Source organism: Gluconobacter sp. GP1, from assembly GCF_032913585.1.
GTDB classification, from domain to species: Bacteria; Pseudomonadota; Alphaproteobacteria; order Acetobacterales; family Acetobacteraceae; genus Gluconobacter; species Gluconobacter cerinus.
The window spans coordinates 1399-7045 of the sequence record NZ_JASGXC010000021.1 but is presented as its reverse complement, the minus strand read 5'-3'; the positions used below and the strand labels follow the sequence as shown (position 1 = coordinate 7045).

Below are 5647 nucleotides of genomic sequence, written 5' to 3'. Positions count from 1 at the left end.
CGTTCCCCTTCACGACGAATAGAAACGGACTGTGTGTCAGGGGGAACAGAAATGATCATCGCGGACCTCAACAGTTAGACGCCTGTGCAGTATCTGACAGGCGTTTGTGAGTGCGGATCAGGTCGTGGCTACCTGGGCGTAGGTCGTCAGAGCTTCGAGAGTAATGCGTCCTTCAGGATCGGCGACGTTCCTGAGCACAGCGTTGAGCGCCAGAAGGGCGATCGAGAGCGGTACATGATAAAGCCCTTTAAGCGTGTAGCCCGTCACGCTCAGTGTGTCTGGCTCGAGCTTGAGGCCGAAGCCGGCTCCTTTTGTTTCAGATCTCCAGAACTCCTCAGCGAGCCGGAGCAATACCGGAAGAAACACGTTTGTCTGGGTGACACGCCATGCAGGCAAAGTGCCAACGCCTGGAATGCCCGTCTCGAAGCGGTATCCCTGCGTTTCAATCAGGGCCGTGCAGCACCGCACCAGGTCATCAAGATCGCTCATGCGTAATCACGCTTTTTCCAGGAGGGAAGACGAGGGCGAACCGGGCCACACAGGATGACCCGGAGCATACGCACGGCTACGGGAAGCGTCAGGCCGAGCCATGCCAGCACGCTGAAGAACAGGACCCCGATAATGGCGAGGATAAACGTCCATTCGCGCATGTGAGCGATCCACAGAGCGAATGGCGCAAGCGCACGGGCGTCGATAATGAGAAGGCGGACCGGGTCCGCGGTAAAGCGCCACATCAGTTTTCTTCCTTCATGGCAGCGGCGGCGACGGCTTCTGTGATTCTGCCCTGTTTCACAGCCGCAGCGATGGATTGAGCGAAAGTCTGTCCGTGCTCTTCGACAGCGGCCTGCGTGATGTTCGGCCAGCGATCCCGCGGGGCATCCAGCAGGCGGGTTCGAATGGCACGGGTCACGGGCAGGAACTCCCGGATGGGTGTCCTCTTGCCGTCGGTCGACTTCAGCAGCCTCTGGTTCACCAGAAGACGGAGGTTTTCGACGAACGAAATTGTCAGGCTGTCGCGCTGATCCGCGGGGCAGAGCGCCTGAACACGTCGGACAGTGGAAGAGCAACTGTTCGTATGAAGAGAGCTCAGGAGGCGATGGCCAGAGATCCCGGCCTGGATCGACGCCTCCATGGTCTGGGGATCACGGCACTCGCCCACGACGATGTCGGTTGGTTCTCGACGCATCGACGCGCGGACAAATTCGGAAAAACTCCGGAGGTTCCGGGGAATCTCAAGTTGCGTGACCGCTGAGTTGCGACGTTCGACACGATCATAGAGGATCTCAAGGGGGGCTGAGGCTTCGATCAGGTTGCAGTGGATATCCGGGTTTTCAAGCCGGGCCCGGTTGATGCCGCCAATCAGTGTCGACTTCCCCGAGCCTGTGGCACCGCAGATCAGGAAAATGCCCTGTTCTCCGTGGAGCGCGTCCAGCAGTTGAGGCTCTACGTGCTGGTCCTCCAGGGGGCGCGGGATGTCAACCAGGGGCCGGAAGGTGAGCGAAATGCCTGCATCTGCCCCGACCTGCGAGCTGACGGCATTCAGGCGAAAGGGGTATCGCCTCTTTTTGCGATCAGGCCAGATTGTATGCCCGACATCGATCGGATCGCCGTTTTTGAGGTTGGTCACTCCCGTCGCCGACCGGAAGATGTAGTTGACCGCATCCTCGACTTCCCCTGGCAGACTGGCATCGCTCGTGACTTGATGGTTTTCGCCATGAAGACGTACCATTACGGGGGTGTCTGTCTGGATTTCGATCCTCGAACATTCGGCCTCCGAGCACCAGATCAGGAACTGGTCCAGCATATTGCCCCGCAAAGGCTCGCTGTCGTGCGGCCACAACATGCTCATCGTGCCTTGTTTCCAAGACGGTTCAGCTTTTCGAACTCATGGATGACTTTCTGGTGGGTCCGGGCCAGCTCTTTGGGAAAGCCCTCGCGTTCATCTTGCCGCTCGAGCCCACCCAGGAGCGCCTCCATGTAACGCGAGATTGGCTCAAGGAGGGAAACAGGAGCCGGGGCAACGTCATACCCGTAATAGGTCTTGCGAGAGGCCGCATGTTCAAGCTGAACAAGCGTCAGTGTCATCGCACGATCGAGCTGAAGGGCTGGTACGGCATAATGCTCTGCCACCCAATCCCGGAGCGTGTAAGCCGCAATGCGCGCACGGATGAAATCAGGCATGAGGTTAAAAATTACGGAATCAGTCATGGTCTGCCGAAAGTCTTGAGAAGGCTGGAGATCTGGGGTGTCGTCAGAGGGCGTCCGGCAAGGCACTCTGCTTTCCAGTGTGCCAGTGCTGCTGCCGCTTCCGGGCAAGAGGCAATCGCCATGACATAAGGTGGGAGTCCGTCACGCGGATAGGACGCTGCGGAGAGAACGAGCCAGAGGTCGCGGTCCAGGAACTGGATGGCTGCGAAAAGCCCTGGGTTGACGACGCCGCCCTTAAGGCGTGCTTCCTGCAGTAGTGTAAGGAGTGCTGGTCGACTGAACGCATGCTGACCCGCCAACTGCAACGTGACGTTGAAATCGCTGCGGCTTATCTGTCGATCCAGCTTTCGCACGAACCGGGCGGAGACACCCTTCGAAGACGTGGGAGCGCCATTCTTCAGGGAGCCTTTGAGTTCTAACGAGAGCTCTTCCAGAACACCCTGAGCTTGATCTTTCTTCCTTTGTATAAAAAGAGAGAAGGCCACAAAGAGGCACTTTTCTGCTGGCGTGGCAGTAGTCGGGCCGTTCCACGCGTTGCCAAGCTGCCCCTTAAGGGCTTGAAATGTAGCATCTCTCAGGTCTTCAGGAGAGTTGCCTCGCACGTATCGTGCGCGCCATTCTTCAAGGTTCAGCGCAGGATCGAGTGGCGCCAATGGCACTTCAGGTGGTGAGGGGCGCACCAGCTTTAGTCCTTTGCCCAGCCATGCTGCGCCTAAGGGATGGATCTCCGCGAGTGCTTTCTGCATGCCTTCTAGACCGAACCGTCTGCGGTGACGTTCCAGCGGCGCGCGGGTCAGGCAGAGGGCCGCGAGAATGACAAGCAGGACAAGAGCGGGCCAGCGGAGAACCGACCCTGTCAGCGTGCAGAGTTCCCAGAGGGTCGATGCAGAGACACGCTCAGGGATGGCGTCCTCAAGATTGACAAGGACCGCGTCGTAACGGTGCGTGAAGAGTCCAATCAGCCTCAGCTCATAGCCCTGCACGAACAGGACGGCTTCGACGATCTGGGTGTGGAACTTCAACCAGAGCAGGAATGAAAACAGAGCAATTCCGACGCAGACGCCGATCAGCAGGCTGGCAATGCGCTCGGGATCGTGGGACCGCGTGCTGGGAGCCGGGTTAACGGGCATTACTGACCTCCTTCTGAAACGTGCCAGTGCGCACGGTTCGCATCGAGACCTGGTTGACTGCGGATGCGAAGCTCCCGGTCATCGAGACGCATCAAATCTGCTCCGCCCTGGACGTCGCGGTGCAGCTGGGAAACCTCCGGGGCTGCCACCTTTCCGGCCCTTAACAGAACCCTGTAACGTCCCATGCCCATGACATCGCGTTCCATGCGCGACAGGTCATCGAGAAAGATCTCGACCGCCTGCCTTTGTCCGGCTGCCCAGCCATAAGCCACCCCGGATCTCCAGACCTCAACCTCGTGTGGTGTGCGTGGCCGGACCGCGTCGGCTGGCGGGGAAGGGGGTGAGACAGTGCGTACAAGCCATGTGCGCCATTGCGGCACGGCCGTCACAAGCTGCGCGCGGCGCGTAATCTGATAAATCGTGCCTGTTTCACGGGCAGTCTGGCCACTTGGATCGAGAGCGACCGCCATTTGCGCCTCTGTGACCACGGGCGGCCGGATAAGGGTCTGACCGTTGCCGGCGGGGAGCACCAGCGTGCGGAAATCCACCTTTTGGTCCAGAACATGGGAATATCGACGCAGGAGTTCATTGATCGCGTAGGACTCTGCGGCCCGTCCACCCTGAGCGCCATAGGCCCACGCCGCACTGCGCACGGCACTGTCGCGCCCATTCCCGCTTTCCTGTTTTGGGGAGTAGCCGGGACGCACGGCCATCATCGCTTCGAGCGACGACGGCCTGTCCACGTCAGGGATATCCGGGGCTTCGGCTGCACCGGTGACAGGCGTGTCGATTGCTTCGCCCGCTTCCGGGTTGCCGTCGGGTATCTCCGGGACAGGAAGATCCTGAGGGGGCTCGGCGTGTGCAGACGCGTTGTACGCACAGAGTGATGCCGCAAGAAGGGCTGCCCGACAGGCAGAGTGCCGAGGCTTACGCATTCCAGGAAATCCTTATGACGTGGTGAGGGATATCAACCCAGATGTCGGCATGACCAGATGATGCGGCAGCCATCTCGTCCAGAAGGCGACCGAGCGTGGTCGTCTTCTGATCCACTTCTATGATCGGCGGTGAGGCGCATGGCGGGATATCGGTCTGATAGCCGACCTGTGTGGCGATCAGCCGGACGCCCTCATCGAGCGGTCCCTGCCACTGCCATCTGACAGGTCGGTTCATCTCGGCCGGAAGAACAGAGCCCGCCCGTACCAGAGGAAAACGGACGGCACCAATCTGGTCGAGTGCGGACAGAATATGATTCATGTCCTGATCGTAGGGATGCACAGGCGGCTGGGTCTGTTCGCTGCAGGCACAGAGTCCTGACAGCAGCAGAAGGGTAAGGCCGAAGGGTCGGCAGAGAGGGATTTGCCACATGCCGCCTATGATGGCGGAGACGTTTGTGAGTGCGCAGCAAGCTGCACATTTTTCCAGACCTTACGTTGATAAGCGACGTTGTACTTAGGCGTACTGGAGTTGTAATTGCCGACGCGTCTCCAGAACTCTGCCGCGTTATCAGGCGTCCGGCCGCCAAGTGCGCCCGCAAGGATCCACGCACCGATATGAATGTTCAGGCACCCATCGTTGATGATCTGGTCTTTCGAGATGCCCATGTCAGCGAGTTCGGCAAGGTGCATTGAGTTCACCTGGGCAGGTCCCATGTCGTAACTGCCGTTCGGGTTCCGGCTGATGTGGCCAACACGGCCACCTTCTGTCAGGAGAATAGCCCGGTAGAGAAGTTCAGGCAGGTGGTACTGTTTTGCGGCATGAGAGATGCATGCTCCTAGCGGGCCCATGAAGCCCGTCATGGGTCGGGAGACGGGTCGCTCGCTTTGTGGCGGAGGCGTCTGTGACCGGCTTGCGTTAGCCCATGCGAGGATCCAGGCTCCGGCAGCGATATTCATGCAAGCGTTCGTGCGAACCTGTTCAGGATCAAAGCCCATACGCTGAAGGATGGGCAGCCACCTGGGATCGATCTTCATGGGACCGATACCCGGTGATGACGACTGATCTGCAACGCGCTCAATAGCGGCGACCGGAACGTTATAGGCCTGAGCGGCGAGGGCAGTGCACGGTGGAAGGGCCGTCATGGCAACGTGACCGGATCCAGATGGTACTGATAGATGAGTCTCAAGATCATGAGTTCGTCCATGATGTCTGGAAAGTAGCCAAGAGCGCTCTCGTCGGAGACCGGTCGATAGTCATAGAGACGGGAGCCGTTCCGTTCCTGCGACAGTTCCATTCCGACACTCTCGCCCTTATCCCGTTGTGGTTGCAGCTGGATTGCCAGAAGCTCGGCGTTGCTGGTCATACGGTTCAGC

Annotated in this window: 8 protein-coding genes and 1 pseudogene; all 9 read right to left on the bottom strand. The window is 59.3% G+C overall.

What is annotated here, in order from left to right; translation table 11 throughout:
* Positions 1 to 117 precede the first annotated feature (117 nt).
* Positions 118 to 489, bottom strand: a complete 372-nt coding sequence (locus tag R5H23_RS16420; protein WP_010504826.1) for a hypothetical protein — start codon at positions 487 to 489, stop codon at positions 118 to 120.
* Positions 486 to 734: an IcmT/TraK family protein gene (gene icmT / locus R5H23_RS16415; RefSeq protein WP_010504824.1), complete on the bottom strand. Its 249-nt coding sequence runs from the start codon at positions 732 to 734 to the stop codon at positions 486 to 488. The genes R5H23_RS16420 and icmT overlap by 4 nt, the downstream gene beginning before the upstream one ends.
* Positions 734 to 1849, bottom strand: a complete 1116-nt coding sequence (locus tag R5H23_RS16410; protein WP_211501535.1) for a type IV pilus twitching motility protein PilT — start codon at positions 1847 to 1849, stop codon at positions 734 to 736. The genes icmT and R5H23_RS16410 overlap by 1 nt, the downstream gene beginning before the upstream one ends.
* Positions 1846 to 2208 (bottom strand): hypothetical protein, encoded by a 363-nt coding sequence (locus tag R5H23_RS16405; protein WP_010504820.1) that lies wholly within the window; start codon positions 2206 to 2208, stop codon positions 1846 to 1848. The genes R5H23_RS16410 and R5H23_RS16405 overlap by 4 nt, the downstream gene beginning before the upstream one ends.
* A complete protein-coding gene (locus R5H23_RS16400; protein ID WP_211501534.1) occupies positions 2205 to 3338 on the bottom strand; it encodes a hypothetical protein in 1134 nt (377 codons plus the stop codon). The genes R5H23_RS16405 and R5H23_RS16400 overlap by 4 nt, the downstream gene beginning before the upstream one ends.
* Positions 3338 to 4273 (bottom strand): type IV secretion system DotC family protein, encoded by a 936-nt coding sequence (locus tag R5H23_RS16395; protein WP_211501533.1) that lies wholly within the window; start codon positions 4271 to 4273, stop codon positions 3338 to 3340. The genes R5H23_RS16400 and R5H23_RS16395 overlap by 1 nt, the downstream gene beginning before the upstream one ends.
* Complete coding sequence (locus R5H23_RS16390; protein ID WP_148621360.1) at positions 4266 to 4703, bottom strand: DotD/TraH family lipoprotein; 438 nt, start codon at positions 4701 to 4703, stop codon at positions 4266 to 4268. Before R5H23_RS16390 ends, R5H23_RS16395 begins: the two co-directional genes overlap by 8 nt.
* 5 nt (positions 4704 to 4708) lie before the next feature.
* Positions 4709 to 5416, bottom strand: coding sequence for a transglycosylase SLT domain-containing protein (locus R5H23_RS16385; protein WP_211501532.1), 708 nt, complete (start codon positions 5414 to 5416; stop codon positions 4709 to 4711).
* Positions 5413 to 5647, bottom strand: a pseudogene (locus R5H23_RS16380) (hypothetical protein); the annotation flags it as partial. The pseudogene R5H23_RS16380 and the gene R5H23_RS16385, both read right to left, overlap by 4 nt.

Bases quoted from the DNA above. Each gene is read 5' to 3' on its own strand.
- R5H23_RS16420 (WP_010504826.1), bottom strand. From the start codon at position 489: ATGAGCGATCTTGATGACCTGGTGCGGTGCTGCACGGCCCTGATTGAA.
- icmT (WP_010504824.1), bottom strand. From the start codon at position 734: ATGTGGCGCTTTACCGCGGACCCGGTCCGCCTTCTCATTATCGACGCC.
- R5H23_RS16410 (WP_211501535.1), bottom strand. From the start codon at position 1,849: ATGAGCATGTTGTGGCCGCACGACAGCGAGCCTTTGCGGGGCAATATG.
- R5H23_RS16405 (WP_010504820.1), bottom strand. From the start codon at position 2,208: ATGACTGATTCCGTAATTTTTAACCTCATGCCTGATTTCATCCGTGCG.
- R5H23_RS16400 (WP_211501534.1), bottom strand. From the start codon at position 3,338: ATGCCCGTTAACCCGGCTCCCAGCACGCGGTCCCACGATCCCGAGCGC.
- R5H23_RS16395 (WP_211501533.1), bottom strand. From the start codon at position 4,273: ATGCGTAAGCCTCGGCACTCTGCCTGTCGGGCAGCCCTTCTTGCGGCA.
- R5H23_RS16390 (WP_148621360.1), bottom strand. From the start codon at position 4,703: ATGTGGCAAATCCCTCTCTGCCGACCCTTCGGCCTTACCCTTCTGCTG.
- R5H23_RS16385 (WP_211501532.1), bottom strand. From the start codon at position 5,416: ATGACGGCCCTTCCACCGTGCACTGCCCTCGCCGCTCAGGCCTATAAC.